This window comes from Rodentibacter sp., assembly GCF_057314195.1.
The window spans coordinates 1-21,235 of record NZ_DBHLAM010000025.1 but is presented as its reverse complement, the minus strand read 5'-3'; the positions used below and the strand labels follow the sequence as shown (position 1 = coordinate 21,235).

Below are 21,235 nucleotides of genomic sequence, written 5' to 3'. Positions count from 1 at the left end.
AATTTTTCCTTGTTGGTGAAGAGAGAAAGTGCAGTTGAAATTTACGAAATTATGCAGCAGTTACACAACGCTAAAATTACTCTTGCAAAATAGCACCGCATTGGAACCACTTTCAATGCGGTGCTATCGTTTGATACAAACGCGTGCTTAATTCAAACGGTTTTGTGCATTTGCTACATAATTATCAAAATTTAGCGTATTTTTTAACCGCACTTTTAGGTTAGATTTTAAAACTATTCAGCCGATTAGTGGCTTTCACGATGCTTTCTTTGAACAGCAGTTCTACGCAATCCGAGGCTTCGTCTAAGGCTTTATCTAATGCCTCGCGTTCGCTCGGGGAAGGTTTGTTTAACACATAACCCGCCACCAAATCGCGATGCCCGGGGTGACCGATGCCGATGCGCAAACGGTAAAAGTTATTGTTGTTACCGAGCTGCGCCACAATGTCTTTCAGGCCATTATGCCCGCCGTGTCCGCCGCCTAATTTGAGTTTCACGCTGCCCGGCGGTAGATCCAATTCATCGTGCAAGACTAAAATTTCTTCCGCTTTAATGCGATAAAAATTTGCCAGTGCGCCCACCGCTTTGCCGCTTAAATTCATGAAAGTGGTTGGCACTAAAAAACGGACTTCGTTGCCGTTAATCATGGCACGAGCGGTGTAGCCAAAAAATTTGCTTTCGGCGTTGAATGTCACATTAAAGCGACGGGCTAAACGTTGCATCAACCATTCGCCCGCGTTATGACGGGTGTCCGCATATTTGTCGCCGGGATTGCCAAGCCCGACGATAAGTTTGATTTCTGCCATTGTTATTTGCTACGGTAAATACGGTTAAAAATAGTGGCGCATTGTAGCGAAAAAGCCCCAAATGCTCAATCTATAACGCTAGAACGAGCACGCCAGACAAAATTAAAATGCTCCCGGCTACTAATTTCAAACTAAGCGGTTCCCCCAAAATCACAACGCCTAAAATAATCGCAATGACCACGCTTAATTTATCGATGGGTGCTACCCAAGATGCCGGTGCGAGTTGAAGGGCGCGATAATAACAAAGCCATGAAAGGCCGGTGGCAATGCCGGACAAAATCAAGAAAGTAAACGGTTTAGCGGCGATATGTTGCGGCAGTTGCCATTCATTGCGGGCAGAAATAATACCGGCAGTGACCAGTAAAATCACAATGGTGCGAATAAACGTGGCGAGATTGCTGTTTATTCCTTCGACGCCGAGTTTACCTAAAATAGCCGTAAGACCGGCGAAAAATGCCGAACCGACGGCGAAAATAACCCAATTCATTTGTTTCCTTATTAACAGCCTAAAAAACTCCGCTATAATAGCCCAAATTTTTTTGACGAAGAAGTAAAGATGAATCAGATTCATATTGAAATCGCCTACGCCTTACCCGAGCGTTATTTTTTGAAAGCGTTCTGCGTGGATGAAGGCACAATGGTACAAACGGCAATTTTGCAATCGGGCGTTTTGCAACAATTTAGTGAAATTGATTTGAGTAAAAATAAAGTGGGGATTTTCAGCCGTCCGGCAAAACTGACCGATGTACTTCGAAATGGGGACCGCATTGAAATCTATCGCCCGCTACTTGCCGACCCGAAAGAAATTCGTCGTAAACGCGCGGCGGAACAAGCCGCTAAAGAAAAAAATACCTCGAAAGGAACGTCCAAATGACCGCATTTTCCCAGCCTGATTTTTGTTTACCGCAAGACATTAGCCCAGAGATTTTCCTACGCGATTATTGGCAAAAAAAGCCCCTTGTGATTCGCAGCGGTTTGCCGGAAATCATCGGACGGTTTGAACCGCAAGATATTATCGAATTGGCACAAAATGAGGAGGTCAGCGCGCGTTTAGTGAAAACTTTTGCCGATGACGATTGGCAAGTATTCTTCAGTCCGCTTTCTGAGAAAGACTTCAAAAAATTGCCGGAGAAGTGGTCGGTATTGGTGCAAAATATGGAACAATGGTCGCCGGAATTAGGTCGATTATGGAATAAGTTCGGTTTTATTCCTCAATGGCAACGCGACGATATTATGGTTTCCTATGCGCCGAAAGGTGGCTCGGTAGGCAAGCATTACGATGAATATGATGTGTTTTTAGTGCAAGGCTATGGTCGCCGTCGTTGGCAACTCGGCAAATGGTGCGATTCAAGTACGGAATTTAAACCGAATCAACCGATTCGTATTTTTGACGAGATGGGCGAGCTGGTGATTGATGAAGTAATGAATCCGGGCGATATTCTTTACATTCCCGCACGTATGGCACATTACGGCGTGGCGGAAGAAGATTGCTTAACTTTTTCTTTTGGCTTGCGTTATCCGAATTTGAGCCGTCTTATTGACGGCATTAGCAAGAGTTTATGTCAGCCGGAGCCTGATTTGAATTTAACCGAATTTGATTTGCCGTTGCGTTTAACTCAAACCGCACAACGTACCGGTAAGCTTGCCGATGAAAACATTCAAGCGATGAAACGCCAATTATTGGACAAACTTGCCCATTCGGAAGCTTTCAATGCGGTGCTCAAACACGCGGTCGCCGGCGCGCTGAGTGCGCGTCGTTACGAATTGTTGGTTTCCGATGAAATGAGCGATCCGGACGAAGTGCGCTCTTCCTTAGAAGATGATGCCGCTTTACTTTCTCAAGATAACAATTGCAAATTGCTCTATACCGAAAATCCGTTGCGCATTTATGCTAACGGCGAATGGCTGGACGAACTTAATACCATCGAAACGGAAGTGCTGAAACGTTTGTCCGACGGCGAAAGCTTAGATTGGGCGTTTTTGACGGATTTAGTGAATGAAACGGAAGATTCGGAAACTGCCATGATGCTTTTGTTGGATTCCATTTGTAATTGGCTGGATGACGGCTGGGTATTGATCGAATAAAAATCACCTACAAGGTTTTTCTGGTGAATTTTCTCTCCGTTTACGAAGGGAGCAAATTTACCCGATAACATAAAATTAAACGATGTCAGAAAATATTTATTCTGTTTCTCAACTCAATTTTGCTACGCGCCAAATGTTAGAAAGCCATTTTTCACAAATTTGGCTTACCGGCGAAATTTCGAATTTTACTCAGCCTGTGTCGGGGCATTGGTATCTCACGCTGAAAGATGAAAATGCGCAGGTACGTTGTGCGATGTTTCGGATGAAAAATCTGCGCGTGACCTTTTGTCCGCAAAACGGAATGCAAGTGCTGGTGCGCGCCAATGTGAGTTTGTATGAACCGCGCGGCGATTATCAGTTGATTATCGAGTCCATGCACCCGGCCGGTGAGGGATTGTTGCAGCAGCAATTTGAAGCGTTAAAAATGAAACTCGCGGCGGAAGGCTTATTTGCGCAAAATTTGAAGAAAAATTTACCGCCTTTTAGCAAAGCAGTGGGGATTGTGACCTCTTCTACAGGAGCCGCATTGCAAGATATTTTACATATTTTGGCACGGCGCGATCCGAGTTTAAAAGTGGTGATTTATCCTACCGCCGTACAAGGCAAAGAAGCCGCAGCGGAAATTGTGCAAATGATTGAACTGGCCAATAAGCGACAAGAAGTGGATGTGCTGATTGTGGGGCGAGGAGGCGGTTCGTTGGAAGATCTTTGGTGTTTTAATGAGGAAGCGGTGGCGCGTGCGATTTTTCGTTCCGCTTTGCCGATTATCAGTGCTGTAGGGCACGAAACCGATGTCACCATTGCGGATTTTGTGGCAGATCTTCGTGCGCCGACACCGTCCGCCGCGGCGGAATTAGTCAGTCGCAATCAAGATGAACTTGTTCAGCGATTACGCCATCAGCAACAGCGTTTGGGGATGGCATTTGACCTTTTGTTTACGCAAAAAAGTCAATGTTTAAAACAACTTGCGTTACGTTTGCAAAACCGGCATCCGCACCATCAATTGCGCATTCAACAAGCGAAAAACGAACAGCTTACGCATCGTTTGCAGCTAGCCATGCAGCGTCAATTTGAAAAAATGCAACAAAAATTGAGCGCGCTTGCCCTGTGTTTAAAACAAAACCCGTTGCCGTATCGCATTCAACGTCATCAACAGCATTTAGAACAGCTACAAGTGCAATTGAATTTCAGCGCAAATCGTCAAGTGACAGAGCGTCAAAACAAAGTTGCCGCCTTGTGCGGAAAATTGGATGGATTAAGCCCGCTGAAAGTGCTGGCACGCGGTTATTCCATCGCGAAAAACGGGCAAGGCAAGACGGTTGTCAGTGTAAAAGATGTGAAGCCGGGAGAATTGCTTACAACGCAAGTGGCAGACGGGAAGATTGTCAGTCGGGTTGTATAATCATTTTCTTATGTAAGCGGAAATGCCGTGACGGAGAAAATCGTCACGGCATTTATTTTTGTGAGCCATTTCAAAGTTTCAACAAAAAGTATAGTTCTTGTATTTTTTTTGGCACACTTTGAGCGTATGATTTTTCGCCGCAGTATTTTGGAGAAAAAAATGTTAGAAATTCAACAGTTTGGTCAGCGTGATGTGAAAATCCTCAACGAGGAGATTTTATATGACGGTTTTTTCACGCTCAAAAAAATTCAATTCAAACATAAACTTTTTGCCGGTGGTGAAAGTGGCGCGGTAACCCGTGAATTACTTATCAAAGGCGCTGCTTCCGCCGTCATCGCTTATGATCCAAAAGAAGACGCGGTTGTTTTAGTGGAACAAGTGCGTATCGGTGCAGCGTATCATCCCGAACCGCATTGTTCGCCTTGGTTATTGGAATTGATTGCAGGTATGGTAGAAAAAGGCGAACGGCCAGAAGACGTTGCGCTACGCGAAAGCGAAGAAGAGGCCGGGATTAAAGTTGAAAATTTGCTCCATTGTTTGAGTGTCTGGGACAGCCCGGGTGGTACGGTTGAACGAATTCATTTGTTTGTCGGGCAAGTGGACAGCTCGCAGGCAAAGGGCATTCATGGGTTGGTCGAAGAACATGAAGACATTCGGGTTCATGTAGTAAAACGTGAACAGGCGTATCAATGGATGTGCGAAGGAAAAATCGATAATTGCACCACTGTCATCGGATTGCAATGGCTTCAATTAAATTACGCTCAATTGCAACAGCGTTGGCAACAAGCTTAGGAGGCATCTGTGAAAAATACATTTGTCTATCAAGCGAAACGACCCATTGTAAAAGTGTTACAGATTACCGATCCGCATCTATTTAAAGACGAACAAACAGAATTGCTTGGCGTGAATACGCAGGCGAGTTTCGGGCAAGTGTTAAAAGAAATTCAACAAAACGATACGGATTTCGACCTTATTTTCGCCACCGGAGATCTCGTGCAAGACGGAAGCGAAGAAGGCTATCGCCGTTTTGTGGAAATGCTTAAACCCTTTGGTAAATCGGTATTTTGGATTCCGGGCAATCATGATTTTCAACCAAAAATGGTGGAATATTTAAATCAACCGCCGGTACAAAGCGCAAAACATATTTTACTCGGCGAACATTGGCAGGCTATGTTATTGGATAGTCAGGTTTACGGCGTGCCACACGGTGAACTAAGTCAATATCAACTCAATTTATTAAAAGAAACCTTAGCGAAATATCCACAACGTTACACGTTGATTGTATTGCATCATCATTTATTGCCGACCAATTCCGCCTGGTTGGATCAACACAATTTGCGTAATCCGCATGAGTTGTACGATGTACTTGCGCCATTTGAAAAGGTGAAAGCAATTGTATATGGGCATATTCATCAACAAGTCGATAGCCAATGGTACCGTTATCAAGTGATGGCGACGCCTTCCACCTGTATTCAATTTAAAGCGGATAGCCAAAATTTTGCCTTGGATGCGGTGCCACCGGGCTGGCGCGAAATTGAGTTGCATCCGGACGGTTCGATTAGAACGACAGTGAAACGCATTCGACAGGCTGAGTTCTTACCGAATATGCAAGAAGAAGGCTACTAAAAAAAGAAAGCGATAAAAAAATAGCGTGCGATCAAACTGGTCGCACTTTATTTTTTCGATGTTCAATGATTTTTTCGATGTTCAAGGCGGTGCTGTTTTGAGAGTGCGCTTATTACAGCCTAAAATTCAGGCTCGCTTTGGTTTCAATGCGGTGCCAAAATCATCCTCCGTTTTTAGTATGCGAATGCGTTCTGGCTATTTTTAGAAAGTCCGCTAGAATAGCGCCCGAAATTGCAAAGTGCCTAAAAAGAGTAACGGCACGGTTAAGGAGAAAATATGGGCAATATGCTAATTGATTTGCAAATCGCCAGCGAAAATATAGATGGTTTGCCAACTTTAGAACAAATCGAACAATGGGCAACGGCTGCGGTTCAACCGGAATCGGACGATGTGGAAATGACGGTGCGCATTGTGGACGAAGCGGAAAGTCAAACGCTGAATCGGACTTATCGCGCCAAAGATCGCCCGACGAATGTGCTGTCGTTTCCCTTTGAATGCCCGACCGAAGTGTCATTACCGCTATTGGGTGATTTGGTGATTTGTCGTCAAGTGGTCGAATACGAGGCGGCAGAACAAAAAAAACCGTTGATGGCGCACTGGGCCCATATGGTGGTGCACGGTAGTTTACATTTGCTTGGTTACGATCACATCGATGATACCGAAGCAGAAGAAATGGAAAGCTTGGAAACGAAAATTATGCAAGGATTGGGCTTTGTTGATCCTTATTTAGCGGAAAAATAACGTTATTGGCATTGGGAGTCATTATGTATAAAGCCGTATTTAGTGATTTTGATGGGACTTTATTAACCTCGGATCACAAAATTTCGCCGAGAACCTTGGCCGCCATTGCGCGTTTAGCCGAGCGGGGCGTGCCTTTCGTGCCGATTTCCGCTCGTTCGCCGCTTGGCATTTTGCCTTACTGGAAACAATTGCAAACCAACAATGTATTAGTGGCGTTTAGCGGCGCGTTGATTTTGGATCATCGATTACAACCGATTTACAGTGTACAAATTGACGCGGCAGATATGGAAAAATTAAATCGAGTATTCAAAGATTTTGCACATTTAGCGGTGAATTATTACGTCAACGACGATTGTTTTACCAATGATTTAGCAAATCCTTGGGTGAAACTGGAAGCGCAAATTACCAAAATTCCTATCGAAGCGGCGCAAGCGGATAAAATTTATCCGGCGCATAAAGTTCAAATTATTGGCGAACCGCATGAGATTATTCACATTGAAGCTTTGCTGAAGGAAAAATTCCCACATCTAAGCATTTGCCGTTCGCATCAAAGTTATTTGGAAGTGATGAACAGCGCGGCCACTAAAGGCAATGCAGTGCGTTTTTTAGAAAAATATTTCGGTCTGAAAACCGAAGAGGTGATTGCTTTCGGCGATAACTTTAATGATTTGGATATGTTAGAACACGCCGGTCTTGGTGTCGCGATGGGCAATGCACCGGAAGAAATCAAACAAGCAGCGAATCGGGTAACCGCCGGCAATAATGAAGACGGTTTGGCACTTATTTTAGAAGAAGTGTTTCCGGCATAAAATGTATAAAAAATGATCGCATCGCGGTCGTTTGGGTTGGCAGGTTAAGCAATTATTTCGATTTTGCTTTTATAATCCGCCAGTTCGTTATTTCAACATCAGATTAAATCTAACTGCGTATTTAGCACCGCATTGGAATACCATATGAGCACCGCATTGAATACGGACGGCGTGTCGGCGGAAAGGGAGTTGGCAGCGTAGCGTTTGAGACGATGATTTGATGAACTTGATAGAAAGGAAAAAAACCGCACTTTTGCTCTATGCTCTAAAAGTGCGGTTTTTATTATTTTTTAGTTTTTAAACTCAGCGCCTAAACAAGGACGGATCTTATTGAGCATATCTTTTAATACGCGCGTTGGTGCTGCGATGATATTGCCGCTGCGTAAATAGCCGCTGCCGCCTTCAAAGTCACACACCAAACCGCCCGCTTCGCGCACGATTAAATCGCCTGCCGCGCAATCCCAGGCTTTTAAGCCCATTTCAAAATAGCCATCAATGCGGCCGGATGCCACATAGCATAAATCCAATGCAGCGGAACCGGTGCGACGGAAATCCGCGGCATTCTCAATTAATGCATTCATCATCGCGAATTGAGTTGGCATAAGGTTAGGTTGTTTGAACGGGAAACCGGTGGCAAGAATCGCGCCTTGTAGTTCTCGTTTCGCATCAACGCGCAAACGTACGTCGTTTAATTTCGCACCTTCGCCGCGCACGGCGGTAAATAATTCGTTACGAATTGGATCGTAAACTACACCTACTTCAGTACGATTTTTCACGCGAATGGCGATAGACACGGCAAAGTGCGGAAGACCGCTCATAAAATTACGGGTGCCGTCTAATGGATCGATGATCCATTGTACATCATTGTCTTCGCCTTCAAGTGCGCCGCTTTCTTCGGTGATGATGGTGTGGTTAGGATAGGATTTGCGAATGATTTCAATGATTTCCGCTTCTGCAGCTTTGTCGACGTTAGTTACGTAATCATTGATACCTTTTTGGGTGCTTTCGATAGCATCGCGGCGTTCATCATTTTTAGCAATCACATTGCCCGCTTTTCGTGCCGCACGAATCGCGATATTTAACATTGGATTCATATTTCCACCGGATTTTAAAGAACAGAAAATCGGGCGCCATTATAGCGAGATTTGTCCAAATAACCAGCGCAAAATCGTTTAATATCGTATTTTTAAATGATTTCCCGCAAATTTTGCGATTCGTATCGTAAAAAAGAACCTTTATATTTATCGAATTTTAAAGGGAGATTAAAGTGCACCTAAAAATTGCGGGGGTTTTTATGTATAAAGGTGCGACGTTGATGGAGTTATTAATCGGTTTGGCGATTATCGGTATCGCTTTGAGTTTTGCATTTCCTCTTTGGCAAACCGATAATTCAAAAATGATTCTGGCGAAAGAACAACATCGTTTATACCTATTTTTACGTCAAATTCAGGCGAGAGCGGAAAATTCTTCCGATGTTTGGCTTGTTTTGATCAATCAAAATCCGGCCACACGAGAATGGTGTGTGAGTGCTCAATTAAAAAACGACAAACTTTGCGATTGTTTGCATCCGACCAATTGTCCGAAGGATGTCTTCGCGCATTTTTACTACCCCTATTTTGCGGAAAAAACCAATATACTCAGTCCCAAAATTTATCCTACCGCGATTGCACGATTTTATGGGGTAAGAAACACCTTTGAGGCAAATTGCTTTTCCTTACAGAGCGGTGATGAGATTACCGTATTTTCCTTTTTTAATGTCGGTAGTTTGAAATTGAAAACCGGTCAGTCTATGAGTGCCTGTGCAAAGTGAAACGTATATTAAAAGGTCAAACTTTACTCGGCTTAATGATTTCATTAGCTATTTCCTCTTGGCTATTACTGTTGATTTCAGCGTTTTATGTTTCGACTCAAGTACAAAACCGAGAAATTTTGTTACGTCTAAAATTGCAAGCCGAATTACAACGTACGATTCAACTCATCGGAAAAGATATTCGGCGAGCCGGTTTTCGTGCGTTGAATAGCGGTGTTATTGAAACGAATTTGCCGCTTTTTGAATTGGATGAACAAGGAACGGCCATTTTTTTATCGCAAGAAGAGGGTGCAGCTCCGCGTAGTTGCGCATTGTTTTTCTATGATTTGGATGGCAAAGGGTGCATTGGCAAAGGGACGACGAAGTATTGCGCAAAAAATAATCGAAATACGGCAATTGAAACGACAAGTGAATTGTTCGGTTATAAATTAAGTCAAAAAATGGTGAAAACGAAATTGACCTATCAAACAGCCATTCCCGCTCATTGTAAAGCTGAAGAATGTCGAACAGCGTTGCAACAACAAGCTTGCAATCCCGGAGGCGGTTGGCGAAGTTTATTGGATGAAGAAGAGTATGAAATTACGAAATTACAATTTGATTGGTTAATTGAGGGGAAAGGAATGCAGATTCAATTGGCGGGAAATTTAAAGGCGCATCCGCATATTAAATACGAAACCGCATTGGTGATAGGTTTATGGAATCAAAAATAAATATAGGAAGAAATCTTGAAAAGGGTGTGATTACATTATCGCTGCTAATTTTTTTATCAGGCTTGTTGACGCTGGCTTTACTCTTTGACGACGATTTATTAAGTTTTTTTCGCGCACAACAAATGCAACGTCAAAACTATTCGGAAAGAGCGTTACTTTTACAAAAAATGATGCAACAAGAAAAGCAACGCCTATGTTCGGATTTACCTTTAAACAAGAAAAGCGCATTTCGACAAGTATCCACAACTTTGGCGGGGGCAGAAGATATGCTGCAATATTCAGTTTGGTGTCGGTATGCAGCGATATTTAAAAAAACACCGTTAAAACCGAATAACGAAGGTTTGCTTGAACAGTTTGTACGAATCGATGATAAGGCCGATTTTAAAAATGAGTTCGCATCCTCATCAAATCCTTTGGTGCCAACCAAAGAACCTCAACTATATTGGTTTGATAAGACTCAATCTGAACGGGAAGTCAACGGCGATGTCGCGGCCGTTATCATCGCTGAAGGTGACCTTAAACTGCATGGTAAAGGCACGATTACCGGTACGGTGATCACCGGTGGCGAATTGACTCTTGATGGCGTCACAATCGCTTATAGTAAAAAAGTTGTTACGCCTTTAGTGCAACAATACAACAAATGGCAATTAGCGGAGAAAAGTTGGAGTGATTTTAAACCTCAAAACGAATAAGGGAATATCGCTCACTTCGGTGATGTTTACGTTGGCATTATTTAGTTCATTGTTTTTAGCATTTAACCAGTGGACGGCGAATCAACGTAAAAACGCGATGAAAATTTATTATGATTTTCAGGCATTGCAGATTGCAGAGAATCAAGGACATCGCCGATTTTTAGGTTTATCTTGCGAACATCAGGTGAAACAAAACGGTGTGCAATTTCACATTCAATGCCCGGGCAATCAAATTATCGTTCGTTTTCCGCAAGGTGAATTCTCCTTGAAAACCGAGTAAAATGGCGGCCTGTTTTGTCTATAAAAAGGCGCCGTTTTGTTTACCGTTTACTATTCCAATCAGCTTGAAAAACAAAAAGATATTCTGGCTTTTCTGTTTGAACAACTCCCTCCGAGCGATCCTTTCCAATCAGATATTATTTTGGTGCAAAGTCCCGGCATGGCTCAATGGTTGCAAATGGAATTGGCGAAGAAAAACGGCATTGCAGCGAATCTGAAATTCCCGATGCCGGCCAGTTTCGTTTGGCAACTTTATGCGGACAATTTGTCCGCAGCTTCGTTACAAAATCCTTTCGATAAAGATTCTATGATGTGGCGTTTAATGCGCTTGATCCCCACTTTTTTAAGCCAAGATGATTTCGCTCCGCTACGTCGCTATTTGGAATCAGCACCGCATTCGGAACAGTACAAACGCTATCAACTGTGCAGTAAAATCGCCGATTTGTTTGACCAATATTTAGTCTACCGCCCTGAATGGATTTTTGCCTGGGAAAAGGGCGAGGACGAGGTTATCGCCACGCAAATTAAGGCGCAGCAAACAAATTTGAACGCGTCGTTACTAAATCAAATTCAAACTAATGTGACGTGGCAAGGAACATTGTGGCGCGCTTTAACGATTGATGTGAAAACTGATATCGGCAGTCAAGCTACTCATCGAGCCGCCTTACATGAACAATTTTTAACCTTATTGAAGGATAAACATCAACCTAAAAAATTACCCTCCCGCGTATTTGTTTTTGGTATTTCAGCCCTGCCAAATGCCTATTTATCAATTTTACAAGCCATTTCGTCGAAAACGGACATTCATCTGTTTTTTAATAATCCGAGCCAAGAATATTGGGGCGATATTCGCGATTTACGGATGGAATATTTGCGTGTACGCAAGCGTCATTTTTGGGCAAAACAAGATGAAAATCGCGCGCTCTTTTCAGAACAGCAGATAGCTGAACTAGAAAAAGGCATCACTGAAACGACGTATCATGATGAAGCGTTACAAGTGGGCAATCCATTATTGGCAAGTTGGGGGAAGATGGGGCGTGATTTTCTTTATAGTTTGGTACGCGATGAAGAACGTGTTGCGGTGCGTTCGATCGAGGCCTACCAAGAGATTTCCGGTGAAACCTTGCTTGCTCAGTTACAAGCGCAAATTTTACATTTAACCCACTCTCCTTTAAACATTGCGAAAAATGACCGTTCTTTAACCTTTCACGCCTGTCATAGCGCTATGCGCGAAGTTGAAGTATTGCATGATTATTTACTGGATTTATTTAACCGAGAGCCGACGCTTACACCGAAAGATGTGGTGGTGATGGTCGCGGATATCAATCAATACGCACCTTATATTCAAGCGGTATTCGGACAAAAAAGCGGTGATGTGCCAACGATTCCATTTTCTATTTCCGATAGTAAATTATCGGAAAGCGACACATTAGTGTCCTGTTATTTATCCTTGTTACGTCTAAAAGAAAGCATGTTTAGTGCGGAGGATATGCTCGCCTTGTTGGATATTCCGGCGGTACGGGCGCGTTTCAATATTTCCTTGGCCGATTTACCGCTGGTACGCGAATGGGTGGCGGATGCCGGCATTCGTTTCGGTTTACCAAAAAATGAACATGGTGTGAATTTTAACTCATGGCAAGCCGGGTTGGAACGTATGCTATTGGGCTATGCGATGCGCGAAGAGCACGGCATTTGGCAAGAGAGTTTGGGTTTAGATAGCAGTTACGGTTTAAAAGGTTTGCTGGCAGGCAATTTATCATGTTTTTTCAGCGTGCTTTTAGCGTGGCGGGAAACGCTTCAACAACCGCATTCAATGGCAGCATGGCAGAGGATTTTAAGCTCCCTTTTAACCGATTTTTTTGCGCGACAGGAAGACACGAACGACACGCTGCTTTATATTCAAGAGAAAATCGACGAACTGGCTACACAGTTGGCAGACTTGCATTTCAGCACCGCATTGGAAGTAAATGTGGTGGCTGATGCAATGACAAGAAAGTTGGAGGAGGCCCCGAACAGCCTGAAATTTCTGGCGGGCAAAGTAAATTTTTGCACGCTTTTGCCGATGCGTTCCATACCTTTTAAGGTGGTTTGTTTGCTTGGTATGAATGAAGCGGATTACCCGCGTACGCAAATGCCGAACAGTTTTGATTTGATGCAATACCATCACCAAAAAGGCGATCGCGTGCGACGCGACGATGATCGTTATTTGTTCCTCGAAGCCTTGTTGGCCGCGCGTGATTATTGCTACATCAGCTATATTGGCCGAGCAATTACCGATAATCAACCAAAAGAACCTTCCGTACTAGTGAGTCAATTACTGGATTATGTGAATTATGGTCAACCCGAGGCGCAAAAATTGCAGGTCGAACAACACGCAATGACGCCGTTTAGCCCACATAACTTCAATTGTTCCGCAACATTCAATCATTCCTTCGCCGCCAAATGGTTGCCAACGGCACAAAGCGCCGGCTACTCGCTACAAAAAGAGTTTGCCGTGCCAATGGAAAATGGCGAAACCGTTACGGAAATTGAATTGGATCGCTTCGTGAGTTTTGTAGAAAATCCGGTGAAATTTTTCTTTGAAAAACAACTTGGCGTGTATTTTCGTGCCGAAGACGAACGCATTGCCGACAGTGAAAATTTTACGTTAAACGGGTTAAATAAATATGCGTTAAATAACGATTTGGTTTATTCGGATGAATGCGAGTTTGACGCTTATTTCGCTCGAGCTGCGGTGAAAGGCGTCTTGCCGCGCGCGGAATTCGGGCGCGTGGCCGCGCAAAAGGTGCGCGATGCGGTGCTGGAATTTAAACACAAAATCGCCGATTTGGGCGAGCCGCACAATGCGCCCGTTGATTTCACGTTGAATGTGATGTGGCAAGATCAAGCGTGCTCAATTCGTTTATTTGGCTATATGGAAAATTTGTTCGGTGCAGAAAATCGGGTCGTCGAATGGCGTTTCGCGAAAGAAAAAGAACGCTATCGCATTCGCCCTTGGATTTATTATTTAATTCAATGTGTTACGCAGGAAAATATGGTTGCGCCAAAACTCGTTACGCAAGACAAAATCGTGGAGTTGCCGCAAGTCGATTTCAGCACCGCATTGGAGCAGCTCCAAATCTATATGCGGGCTTATTTGCAAAGTCAGATTGAAATTCAACTGGTTCCGACCGTGGGGAAAATTTCCGATTTTATCGTGCAAGACGAAAGGGCGGTCGATGTTGACGACGTGTTGGCAAAACTACGAAAACTTACCGAAAGCGATAATTTCGGCAATTATGCCGATCCTTATTGGTCTCGCGTGTTGGCACAAACGGCAAAATTTGAACGACCTGAAAATTTGGAATCATTGTTAATGCAAACCAAGGCGTGGTTTGGATTGTTATTTTCTGGTATGGAAAATAAAGCCGTGAATAAAGGGGCGAAGTAAATCGTCAAAAGAATCATTTTTTGTTAAGATGTCGCCCGTTTTTGCGAGGATTTTTTATGCGCTGCCCGTTTTGTTCCACAGAAGAGACCAAAGTTATTGATAGCCGTTTAGTTTCCGACGGTTACCAAGTTCGCCGCCGCCGCGAGTGCGGTCATTGCCACGAGCGTTTTACAACGTTTGAAACGGCGGAATTAGTGGTGCCGAAGGTGATTAAAAACGACGGTTCGCGCGAGCCGTTTAACGAAGATAAATTGCGTAGCGGCATTCAACACGCATTGGAAAAACGCCCGGTGAGTGCCGACGATGTGGAAAAAGCCATCAATCATATCATTATTCAATTGCGCGCTACCGGCGAACGCGAAGTGCCAAGCCACTTGGTGGGCAAACTCGCGATGAACGAACTGAAAGCGCTGGATAAAGTGGCCTATATTCGTTTTGCCTCCGTTTACTTGAGTTTTGACAACATTAACCAATTCACCAAAGAAATTGAAAGCCTGAAGGATTAAGCATGTCCGAATTCTCTGTTCAAGATCGCCAATTTATGCAGCGTGCGCTAGACTTGGCCGCCAAAGGCGAATACAGCACCGCACCGAATCCGGCAGTGGGCTGCGTATTGGTAAAAGACGGTGAAATTGTAGGCGAAGGATTTCATTTTAAAGCGGGACAGCCGCATGCTGAGCGCGTTGCCTTAGCCGAGGCTGGTGAACGGGCGAAAGGCGCTACTGCTTACGTGACGCTAGAGCCTTGTGCACATTACGGCCGCACTCCGCCTTGTGTATCGGGTTTGATTGACGCGGGCGTAACGAAAGTGCTGGCGGCGGTGCAGGATCCGAATCCACAGGTGGCCGGCAAAGGTTTGCGTATGTTGGCGGAGGCGGGAATTGAAAGTGCGGTCGGTTTATTGGAAGAATCGGCGGAAAAATTAAATAAAGGTTTTTTTAAACGCATGCGTCAAGGTGTACCGTTTGTGCAATTAAAATTGGCCATGAGTCTGGACGGGCGAACTGCGCTGGCAAACGGCGAAAGCAAGTGGCTCACGAGCACCGCATCGCGTTCCGATGTGCAAAAAATGCGAGCCAAATCCTCCGCTTTGTTATCCACTTCGGCAACCGTATTGGCCGATAATCCGAGTCTAAACGTGCGCTGGGAGGATTTCCCAGACGATCTTAAAAGCGTTTACGCCAAACAAACCGTGCGTCAGCCGGTACGAGTCCTGTTAGATTCTCAGCACCGCATTCGACCTTCGCATAAATTATTTAAAACCACATCGCCGGTATGGTTGGTGTCAAGTGTTGAACGTGATATTTCCGCTTTTCCCGATTTTTGCGAACAAATTATTTTGCCGAAACAAAATTTGTTGTCTGAATTAATGTTTGAGTTAGGCAAGCGTCAAATTAACTGTCTTTGGGTGGAAGCCGGGGCGAATTTGGCCGGCAGCTTAATCGAACAAAAATTAGTCGACGAATTAATCGTTTATATTGCGCCTAAATTATTAGGCGAGCAGGCGCGCGGTTTATGTCGATTACCGCACCTCACGCGATTAGCTGATGCGTCTTTGTGGCGACTTGATGCATTTCAACAAATTGGCGACGATATAAAATTAATTTACACGCCAAAAGGATAACTTATGTTTAGAAAACTCTTTCATGCCGCCTTGTGGGGGCTGGCTGCTGCTGGCGTGATTTTATTTGCCGTGCCGAGGTTAAATTCGAGCAATATTTTTACTTCGGACGACATCGTTTCTTTTAAAAATGCCGTGCGTATTGCCTCGCCCGCAGTGGTGAACGTATATAACCGTTCTTTTTCTTCCGCCAGCATCAATGAAGATGAGCAATTACAAGTCAATAACTTGGGATCCGGCGTGATTATGAGTAAAGATGGTTATATTTTGACTAACAAACATGTGATTCAAAATGCCGATCAAATTGTAGTGGCGCTGCAAAACGGTAATATTTATGAGGCGAGTCTTATCGGTTCCGACAATTTGACGGATCTTGCGGTGTTAAAAATTCGCGCCGACAATCTTTCTACCATTCCGCAAAATAAAAACCGTCAAGTGTATGTGGGCGACGTCGCTCTTGCTATCGGCAATCCGTATAATCTTGGGCAAAGTGTGTCGCAAGGCATTATCAGTGCGGTGGGACGTAGTGCGGTAGGTGATTCTCTCGGTCGCCAAAATTTTATTCAAACCGATGCATCGATTAATCGCGGTAATTCCGGTGGGGCGTTGATTAATTCGGCAGGCGAGTTGGTGGGGATCAGTACCTTAAGTATCGGCAAAACGTCAAATGAAATTGCTGAGGGACTGAATTTTGCTATTCCGATGGATATCGCCAATGATGTACTGTACAAAATTATTCGTGACGGACGCGTGATTCGCGGTTATTTCGGTGTACAGAGCGATATTAGCGCCAGTGGCGAGCAAGGCATATTGATCACCGATGTCAGTCCGAATAGTCCGGCGGCAAAAGCAGGCATTCAGGTGGGCGATGTGATTTTGAAATTGAATAATCAAGAAGGCATTTCTGCTCGCGAAATGATGCAAATTATTGCCAATACGCAGCCGAATACACAAGTTATGGTCACCATTGTGCGTCTCGGCCGAATGTTCGATTTACCGGTAATGGTTGAAGAATTACCGTCTAATTAGAGGTGATATGCAAATTAAAACCAGCCACTTTTTTGCTTGTTTAGATCGTCTGCGCTTGATTCAACGCTGGTCGTTAATGCGCAATATTGAAAAAGAAAATCTGGCCGAACACAGTTTACAAGTAGCTTTTGTGGCACAAGCCTTAGCAATCATCAAAAACAAATTTTTTGGCGGTACGGCCAATCCCGAACGCATCGCCGTGATGGCGATGTACCACGATACTTCCGAGATTTTCACCGGCGATTTACCGACCCCGATTAAATATTTCAATCCGGAAATCACTCATGTCTATAAGCAAATCGAAAGTGCGGCAGAACGGCATTTATTGAGTTTATTGCCGAACGAATTACAAGCTGATTTCGCGCCTTATTTGGACAGCGAAAGGAGCTCAGCTGAAGAAAAACATTTGGTAAAACAGGCAGATTTAATTTGTGCTTACATTAAAGTTCAATTTGAGCTCGACCACGGTAATCAAGAGTTCAAAACCGCCAAAGCAAGATTAGAAGGTTTAATGCAACAATGGCACAGCCAAGAAATGGATTATTTTTTGCAAGTATTTATGCCAAGTTTTAGCCGATCGTTGGATGAGATTGCGTTGTAGCAAGGTTTCAATGCGGTGCTATTTTCAGAGTACAAAAATGGCGTTTATTAAAAACGCCATCTTGATATTTAAGCAATGATCTGTCCGACGATGCTCCGCGTTTCTTCTTTCACTTCCGTGAGCTTCACTTTCACAATATCGCCAATTTTGTAAACGCGTTCGCCTTTGATGTAAAGAGCAAGCTCATCAGGGTTTACCTGCATTTCTTCTTTGTTGTTGTGTAATGTGGAAGCCGGAATAAACATCGATGCGCCGTTTTCTAATAATTGCACGCGTAAACCGCCACGCATCACATCTTGCACTTCTGCCTCGAATTCCGCATTTTCCGCCACTTTGTCGGCAAGATAGCGACAATATAGCCAATCGGCAATGTCGCGTTCCACCAGACGATTTTGTCGGCGTGCTTCTTGCAAGCGGGAAATCACACTATCTTGCGGTTTTTCCGCAGGTTGCCCTGTGAGCACCGCTTTGATTAGGCGATGATTCACCATATCGGAATATTTCCGAATTGGCGACGTCCAAGTGGCATAACCTTCTAAACCTAAGCCAAAGTGCGGTGCGAGTTCTGTTTTAAATTCCGCAAAAGTTAAGTAACGACGCAAACGGAACTCTAAATAATCGCCTTCAACCGGTTCAATATCATGACGCATTTGGCAATAACCGTTTAAGGTTGCTAAATTTTCCACAGAATAACGTTTGGCAAGCACAGCTTGATTTTCTTCATTGGCTAAATTTGCCAGTAAGAAATTATGGGCGTTTTCCAAGAATTTTTTATCAAAGCCGGTATGCGTGTTGAAGATGCCCGTCTGCGCTTGTTCGTGCAAGAATTGTGCCGCGCAAATATTGGCGATAATCATTGATTCTTCCACAATTTGATTCGCAATACGGCGATATTCCGCTTTGATTTCCTGAACGTGACCGTTTTCCGCCAATACAAAAGAATAATCCGGTTTTTCTTTGAATAATAAAGAATGGGTTTTACGCCAGTTGATACGCGCTAAAGTGAATTGGTGTAAACGATGGATTTGCTCCGCAATTTCAGCTGTTTCAGGCTGCCATGCATCCGGTTTTTGTTCTAAATAATCAGAAACGTTGTTGTAAGCCAATTTCGCTTTGGATTGCACATAAGCGGATACAAAATGCGGTTTGGCCGTGATGTTGCCTTGTAAATCCGTTTCAATATAACACACAAGCGCCGGACGGGTTTCATTTGCCATTAAGGAGCAAAGCTCATCGGAAAGCTCGCGCGGCAACATCGGAATATTAAAACCCGGCAAATAGTTGGTGAAACAGCGTTGTTTGGCGTCTTTTTCGATTTGCGAATCCAGTGCGATATAAGCCGTTGGATCCGCAATCGCGACCACCAATTTCCAGCCCGTTTGTTCGCCGTTTTGTTCAGTTGGCTCGATGTAAAGCGCATCGTCCATATCTTGCGTGCTTTCGCTGTCAATGGTAACGAAATGAAGTGCGGTCAAATCTTCACGCGTTTGGTTATCCAGCATTTCATAACGATCCGCGCCTTGTACCGGATAACGCGATTGTTCGTGACGAGCCAGCGTTACCCACCAGGGCGCGAATTCATCGTCAGCGCGGCAAATGAATTGGTTGATGGTGGCGTAGAAAAAACGATCATCGCGCAACGGATGATTTTTTAAATTAGCGACTACCCAATCGCCTTCCTGCAACTCTTCTTTTACCGATTTGGCTTGTTGCGCACCGATAGGCTGATTGATGTTCGGGTGATCGACCAATACTTGCAATTTCTTGTCTTTATTGAATCGTACTTTGGCGATAAAACGGGTGAGCATCGGCTCAATTAGAGATTCCGGCTCAGCTTGTTCTTTGTCGCCTTGTTTTTCGATAGTTGCGAAAATTTTGTCGCCGTGCATCACTTTTTTCATTGCCGGCGGTGCGATGAAATAGGTTTTTTTGTCACATTCTAAAAAACCGTAAGCTTTATCGGTGCCTTTGACGATGCCTTCCACGCGTTCTTTGCTGTCGTGGATTTGTTGTTTAAGTTGAGCGAGTAATGGATTGTCTTGGAACATAATTCATTTTAAAAAAGAGAAAGGCAGACTGAAAAGCCTGCCTAGAAATACCTAGAAATAATGGATACGAAAAAAAATTATTCTTCGCCTAATTCGCCCATGGCGGTGATGCTGAAACCGGCGTCGACGTGCACGATTTCACCGGTGATACCGGAGGCTAAATCAGAACATAAGAATGCTGCGGAGTTACCCACATCTTCGATAGTCACTGTGCGGCGTAATGCAGCGGTTTTCTCGAAGGTTGCCAACATTTTCTTGAAGTTTTTAATGCCGGAAGCCGCCAAGGTACGAATTGGTCCGGCAGAAATGGCATTCACGCGAATGCCGTCTTTACCTAAATCTGCTGCCATTACGCGGGTTGCGGCTTCAAGAGAGGCTTTGGCTAAACACATGACGTTATAGTTTGGAATCGCACGTTCAGCACCTAAGTAAGAAAGGGTTAATAACGCTGCATTCGGGTTTAAGTACGGACGTGCCGCTTGTGCCATTGCCACGAAGCTGTAGGCGCTGATGTCATGAGCAATGCGATAACCTTCACGGGTTGCTGCGTTCACATAATCGCCGTCTAACTGATCGCCCGGAGCAAATGCGATGGCGTGTACGAAACCATCGAATTTATCCCAGTGTTTGCTTAATTCCGCAAAGCAATTTTGAATACTTTCGTCGGTAGCGACATCTAACGGCAGTACGATGTTTGCGCCGAATTCTTTGGCGAACTCTTCCACACGCGGTTGTAATTTTTCATTTAAATAAGTAAAAGCCAATTCAGCACCCTGTTCTTTCATCGCTTTCGCAATGCCGTACGCGATAGAACGATTGCTGGCAAGGCCGGCGACTAAAATACGTTTACCTGTTAAGAAACCCATAATTTTTCCTGTTTGTTAGCGTAAAAAAAACCTGCGTAGTATAAGCGAAAATTCGTTTTTGTACAGAGCAGACCAATCAGCAAATTAATATTATACGCTTGCTGTTTTGGTACCTATATCATTTTGTATAAAAATTGTTCATAGATCTATTGATTAATAGATCACGGAAGAGTATTTATTCACTCAAATATAATGGATTCAAAAAATTATAAATTATAGGAAGATATATGGAAGAATCTAAAGGGAAGATCTATTACGCGCATTCGAAAGAAAATTTATTGAATAGTAAGCAAGGATATGACTTATGGCAAACCTTGCAAGACCACGCCTATAATGTCGGCAAATTAGCGGCAAATTTCGCCGAATTTTTCGGCGCACAGAAAATAGCTTATTACACTGGGCAGTTGCATGACCTCGGTAAATACTCGCCTGAATTTCAGGCGAGGTTAAACGGTGAAAGCAAGTTCGTTGATCACGCTACCGCCGGTGCCAAAGTTGCAGCCGAGCGTTGGGGAAATGTGATCGGCAAGCTGATGGCGTTTTGCATTGCGGGGCATCATGCAGGGCTGGCGAACGGGAGTGGTGAAGGTGATAACCGCCGCACGTTAAAACAGCGTTTGGCGTTGCAATTCGGCGCAGATATTCCCGCCCTCGATAACCTGTGGCAACAAGAAATCAAGC

23 protein-coding genes are annotated in these 21,235 nt (G+C 44.1%); 17 read left to right on the top strand and 6 right to left on the bottom strand.

The window, feature by feature from the left end; genetic code table 11:
- Nucleotides 1–220: 220 nt before the first annotated feature.
- Both pth and ACO59Y_RS03820 read right to left on the bottom strand, forming a co-directional pair.
- Nucleotides 221–805, bottom strand: coding sequence for an aminoacyl-tRNA hydrolase (gene pth, locus ACO59Y_RS03825; RefSeq protein WP_486130793.1), 585 nt, complete (start codon nt 803–805; stop codon nt 221–223).
- Between the two features lie 70 nt (nt 806–875).
- Nucleotides 876–1,292 (bottom strand): EamA family transporter, encoded by a 417-nt coding sequence (locus tag ACO59Y_RS03820; protein WP_373604084.1) that lies wholly within the window; start codon nt 1,290–1,292, stop codon nt 876–878.
- Between the two features lie 69 nt (nt 1,293–1,361).
- On the opposite strand from ACO59Y_RS03820, the gene ACO59Y_RS03815 reads away from it, so the two are divergent.
- From ACO59Y_RS03815 to ACO59Y_RS03785, 7 genes are all read left to right on the top strand, one after another.
- A complete protein-coding gene (locus ACO59Y_RS03815; RefSeq protein WP_486130791.1) occupies nt 1,362–1,679 on the top strand; it encodes an RnfH family protein in 318 nt (105 codons plus the stop codon).
- Nucleotides 1,676–2,890 (top strand): ribosomal protein uL16 3-hydroxylase, encoded by a 1,215-nt coding sequence (locus tag ACO59Y_RS03810; RefSeq protein WP_486130789.1) that lies wholly within the window; start codon nt 1,676–1,678, stop codon nt 2,888–2,890. The genes ACO59Y_RS03815 and ACO59Y_RS03810 overlap by 4 nt, the downstream gene beginning before the upstream one ends.
- Nucleotides 2,891–2,972: 82 nt before the next feature.
- Nucleotides 2,973–4,292: an exodeoxyribonuclease VII large subunit gene (gene xseA / locus ACO59Y_RS03805; protein ID WP_486130787.1), complete on the top strand. Its 1,320-nt coding sequence runs from the start codon at nt 2,973–2,975 to the stop codon at nt 4,290–4,292.
- Nucleotides 4,293–4,451: 159 nt separating this feature from the next.
- Nucleotides 4,452–5,084: an ADP-ribose diphosphatase gene (nudF, locus tag ACO59Y_RS03800; RefSeq protein ID WP_486130785.1), complete on the top strand. Its 633-nt coding sequence runs from the start codon at nt 4,452–4,454 to the stop codon at nt 5,082–5,084.
- Between the two features lie 9 nt (nt 5,085–5,093).
- Nucleotides 5,094–5,918 (top strand): 3',5'-cyclic-AMP phosphodiesterase, encoded by an 825-nt coding sequence (gene cpdA / locus ACO59Y_RS03795; RefSeq protein ID WP_486130783.1) that lies wholly within the window; start codon nt 5,094–5,096, stop codon nt 5,916–5,918.
- 276 nt (nt 5,919–6,194) lie between these two features.
- Entirely contained in the window at nt 6,195–6,659 is a 465-nt protein-coding gene (gene ybeY / locus ACO59Y_RS03790; RefSeq protein WP_486130781.1) for an rRNA maturation RNase YbeY, read from the top strand.
- A 23-nt stretch (nt 6,660–6,682) separates the two neighbouring features.
- Nucleotides 6,683–7,468 (top strand): Cof-type HAD-IIB family hydrolase, encoded by a 786-nt coding sequence (locus ACO59Y_RS03785; protein ID WP_486130779.1) that lies wholly within the window; start codon nt 6,683–6,685, stop codon nt 7,466–7,468.
- Between the two features lie 98 nt (nt 7,469–7,566).
- Here ACO59Y_RS03785 and ACO59Y_RS03780 read toward each other — a convergent pair whose 3' ends face one another.
- Both ACO59Y_RS03780 and suhB read right to left on the bottom strand, forming a co-directional pair.
- The gene (locus tag ACO59Y_RS03780) at nt 7,567–7,719 is read right to left on the bottom strand and encodes a hypothetical protein (RefSeq protein WP_486130777.1); all 153 of its coding nucleotides are present in this window, start codon (nt 7,717–7,719) and stop codon (nt 7,567–7,569) included.
- A 39-nt stretch (nt 7,720–7,758) separates the two neighbouring features.
- On the bottom strand, nt 7,759–8,562 hold the full coding sequence (gene suhB / locus ACO59Y_RS03775; RefSeq protein WP_486130775.1) for an inositol-1-monophosphatase: 804 nt from the start codon (nt 8,560–8,562) through the stop codon (nt 7,759–7,761).
- A 200-nt stretch (nt 8,563–8,762) separates the two neighbouring features.
- Here suhB and ACO59Y_RS03770 point away from each other — a divergent pair, with 200 nt between their 5' ends.
- Genes ACO59Y_RS03770 through yfbR form a run of 9 tightly spaced genes read left to right on the top strand, consistent with a single transcriptional unit; the run spans nt 8,763 to nt 17,640 of the window.
- Nucleotides 8,763–9,278: a prepilin-type N-terminal cleavage/methylation domain-containing protein gene (locus ACO59Y_RS03770; RefSeq protein WP_486130773.1), complete on the top strand. Its 516-nt coding sequence runs from the start codon at nt 8,763–8,765 to the stop codon at nt 9,276–9,278.
- A gap of 35 nt (nt 9,279–9,313) precedes the next feature.
- Entirely contained in the window at nt 9,314–9,988 is a 675-nt protein-coding gene (locus tag ACO59Y_RS03765) for a hypothetical protein (protein WP_486130827.1), read from the top strand.
- A complete protein-coding gene (locus tag ACO59Y_RS03760) occupies nt 9,973–10,680 on the top strand; it encodes a DUF2572 family protein (protein ID WP_486130771.1) in 708 nt (235 codons plus the stop codon). Before ACO59Y_RS03765 ends, ACO59Y_RS03760 begins: the two co-directional genes overlap by 16 nt.
- Nucleotides 10,681–10,702: 22 nt before the next feature.
- Nucleotides 10,703–10,960: a DUF5374 domain-containing protein gene (locus ACO59Y_RS03755; protein WP_486130825.1), complete on the top strand. Its 258-nt coding sequence runs from the start codon at nt 10,703–10,705 to the stop codon at nt 10,958–10,960.
- 36 nt (nt 10,961–10,996) lie between these two features.
- Nucleotides 10,997–14,389, top strand: coding sequence for an exodeoxyribonuclease V subunit gamma (gene recC, locus ACO59Y_RS03750; RefSeq protein WP_486130769.1), 3,393 nt, complete (start codon nt 10,997–10,999; stop codon nt 14,387–14,389).
- Between the two features lie 56 nt (nt 14,390–14,445).
- A complete protein-coding gene (nrdR, locus tag ACO59Y_RS03745; protein ID WP_373604095.1) occupies nt 14,446–14,895 on the top strand; it encodes a transcriptional regulator NrdR in 450 nt (149 codons plus the stop codon).
- Between the two features lie 2 nt (nt 14,896–14,897).
- On the top strand, nt 14,898–16,013 hold the full coding sequence (ribD, locus tag ACO59Y_RS03740) for a bifunctional diaminohydroxyphosphoribosylaminopyrimidine deaminase/5-amino-6-(5-phosphoribosylamino)uracil reductase RibD (protein WP_486130767.1): 1,116 nt from the start codon (nt 14,898–14,900) through the stop codon (nt 16,011–16,013).
- A gap of 3 nt (nt 16,014–16,016) precedes the next feature.
- The gene (gene degS / locus ACO59Y_RS03735; protein ID WP_486130765.1) at nt 16,017–17,039 is read left to right on the top strand and encodes an outer membrane-stress sensor serine endopeptidase DegS; all 1,023 of its coding nucleotides are present in this window, start codon (nt 16,017–16,019) and stop codon (nt 17,037–17,039) included.
- 7 nt (nt 17,040–17,046) lie between these two features.
- On the top strand, nt 17,047–17,640 hold the full coding sequence (gene yfbR, locus ACO59Y_RS03730) for a 5'-deoxynucleotidase (protein WP_486130764.1): 594 nt from the start codon (nt 17,047–17,049) through the stop codon (nt 17,638–17,640).
- Between the two features lie 68 nt (nt 17,641–17,708).
- Here the strand turns inward: yfbR and rnb are convergent, their stop codons facing one another.
- On the bottom strand, nt 17,709–19,688 hold the full coding sequence (gene rnb / locus ACO59Y_RS03725; RefSeq protein ID WP_486130762.1) for an exoribonuclease II: 1,980 nt from the start codon (nt 19,686–19,688) through the stop codon (nt 17,709–17,711).
- A gap of 77 nt (nt 19,689–19,765) precedes the next feature.
- Nucleotides 19,766–20,554, bottom strand: coding sequence for an enoyl-ACP reductase FabI (locus tag ACO59Y_RS03720; RefSeq protein ID WP_486130760.1), 789 nt, complete (start codon nt 20,552–20,554; stop codon nt 19,766–19,768).
- 227 nt (nt 20,555–20,781) lie between these two features.
- On the opposite strand from ACO59Y_RS03720, the gene ACO59Y_RS03715 reads away from it, so the two are divergent.
- The coding region (locus tag ACO59Y_RS03715; RefSeq protein ID WP_486130759.1) for a CRISPR-associated endonuclease Cas3'' at nt 20,782–21,235 on the top strand (454 nt) is incomplete at its 3' end.

What these genes read in the sequence shown, in the direction of transcription:
- pth (WP_486130793.1), bottom strand. Translation starts at nt 805, where the DNA reads ATGGCAGAAATCAAACTTATCGTCGGGCTTGGCAATCCCGGCGACAAA.
- ACO59Y_RS03820 (WP_373604084.1), bottom strand. Translation starts at nt 1,292, where the DNA reads ATGAATTGGGTTATTTTCGCCGTCGGTTCGGCATTTTTCGCCGGTCTT.
- ACO59Y_RS03815 (WP_486130791.1), top strand. Translation starts at nt 1,362, where the DNA reads ATGAATCAGATTCATATTGAAATCGCCTACGCCTTACCCGAGCGTTAT.
- ACO59Y_RS03810 (WP_486130789.1), top strand. Translation starts at nt 1,676, where the DNA reads ATGACCGCATTTTCCCAGCCTGATTTTTGTTTACCGCAAGACATTAGC.
- xseA (WP_486130787.1), top strand. Translation starts at nt 2,973, where the DNA reads ATGTCAGAAAATATTTATTCTGTTTCTCAACTCAATTTTGCTACGCGC.
- nudF (WP_486130785.1), top strand. Translation starts at nt 4,452, where the DNA reads ATGTTAGAAATTCAACAGTTTGGTCAGCGTGATGTGAAAATCCTCAAC.
- ybeY (WP_486130781.1), top strand. Translation starts at nt 6,195, where the DNA reads ATGGGCAATATGCTAATTGATTTGCAAATCGCCAGCGAAAATATAGAT.
- ACO59Y_RS03785 (WP_486130779.1), top strand. Translation starts at nt 6,683, where the DNA reads ATGTATAAAGCCGTATTTAGTGATTTTGATGGGACTTTATTAACCTCG.
- suhB (WP_486130775.1), bottom strand. Translation starts at nt 8,562, where the DNA reads ATGAATCCAATGTTAAATATCGCGATTCGTGCGGCACGAAAAGCGGGC.
- ACO59Y_RS03770 (WP_486130773.1), top strand. Translation starts at nt 8,763, where the DNA reads ATGTATAAAGGTGCGACGTTGATGGAGTTATTAATCGGTTTGGCGATT.
- ACO59Y_RS03765 (WP_486130827.1), top strand. Translation starts at nt 9,314, where the DNA reads ATGATTTCATTAGCTATTTCCTCTTGGCTATTACTGTTGATTTCAGCG.
- ACO59Y_RS03760 (WP_486130771.1), top strand. Translation starts at nt 9,973, where the DNA reads ATGGAATCAAAAATAAATATAGGAAGAAATCTTGAAAAGGGTGTGATT.
- ACO59Y_RS03755 (WP_486130825.1), top strand. Translation starts at nt 10,703, where the DNA reads ATGTTTACGTTGGCATTATTTAGTTCATTGTTTTTAGCATTTAACCAG.
- nrdR (WP_373604095.1), top strand. Translation starts at nt 14,446, where the DNA reads ATGCGCTGCCCGTTTTGTTCCACAGAAGAGACCAAAGTTATTGATAGC.
- ribD (WP_486130767.1), top strand. Translation starts at nt 14,898, where the DNA reads ATGTCCGAATTCTCTGTTCAAGATCGCCAATTTATGCAGCGTGCGCTA.
- degS (WP_486130765.1), top strand. Translation starts at nt 16,017, where the DNA reads ATGTTTAGAAAACTCTTTCATGCCGCCTTGTGGGGGCTGGCTGCTGCT.
- yfbR (WP_486130764.1), top strand. Translation starts at nt 17,047, where the DNA reads ATGCAAATTAAAACCAGCCACTTTTTTGCTTGTTTAGATCGTCTGCGC.
- rnb (WP_486130762.1), bottom strand. Translation starts at nt 19,688, where the DNA reads ATGTTCCAAGACAATCCATTACTCGCTCAACTTAAACAACAAATCCAC.
- ACO59Y_RS03720 (WP_486130760.1), bottom strand. Translation starts at nt 20,554, where the DNA reads ATGGGTTTCTTAACAGGTAAACGTATTTTAGTCGCCGGCCTTGCCAGC.